This is a genomic window from Psychrobacter sp. 1U2, assembly GCF_051847575.1.
Window position 1 is genome coordinate 1 of the sequence record NZ_JBPYDC010001458.1, and the last position, 597, is coordinate 597.

Annotated in this window: 1 protein-coding gene; it reads right to left on the bottom strand. The window is 44.1% G+C overall.

Annotated features, from left to right (window positions below; all coding sequences use genetic code 11):
* Positions 1-597: hypothetical protein (locus ACS8FD_RS22615; protein ID WP_439277511.1), on the bottom strand; the 597-nt coding region annotated here is incomplete at both ends.

The following is a 597-nucleotide window of genomic DNA, read 5'->3' on the forward strand; positions in this document are numbered from 1 at the left end:
CGCATTTGTATAAAGCGTTCGGGGTATTTATCTTCTTCGTTGTCGAAAAAATCAGTGATTTCTGATTCTGTCATTTCTGCTAGATTTGCTGCTGCTCTTTTGGCGTTCTCTTCATCAATTAACTGCCATGCATGTTCAGTGCGTTGCAGGGTATGCACGTACACTGGCTGGGGGTTTTGCCCCTGTTTTTGGCTATCAACAAAAGCATTAAAATCATATCGATACCGTATGCTAGGTTGCTCTACTCGGTCGCCGACATTCTCCCCTGCTTTAGCGTTAACTTGTATGCTTTGTAACATTCCCAACGGTGAATAGCTTGCTTGGCTTTGATTACCATTGGCATCAATCATTAAGGCAATTTGCAAAGTACGGTAATCATACTCTGCCTGAATAGTAAGCCCTCTAGGGTTAATTGCCTTGATAGGAAGAAAGTCATATTGATCATATTCAATATACGATTCACTCCCGAAAGGATTGACACTAGTGGTCACCATGCCACGGGCGTTTATTTCCTGACGCTGCCCAGCTGCGTAGTAACCATGGGTATAGGGTGGCGTTAATCCATCGGCAAAGCCGTATGCAAGCGGTGTAATAGCT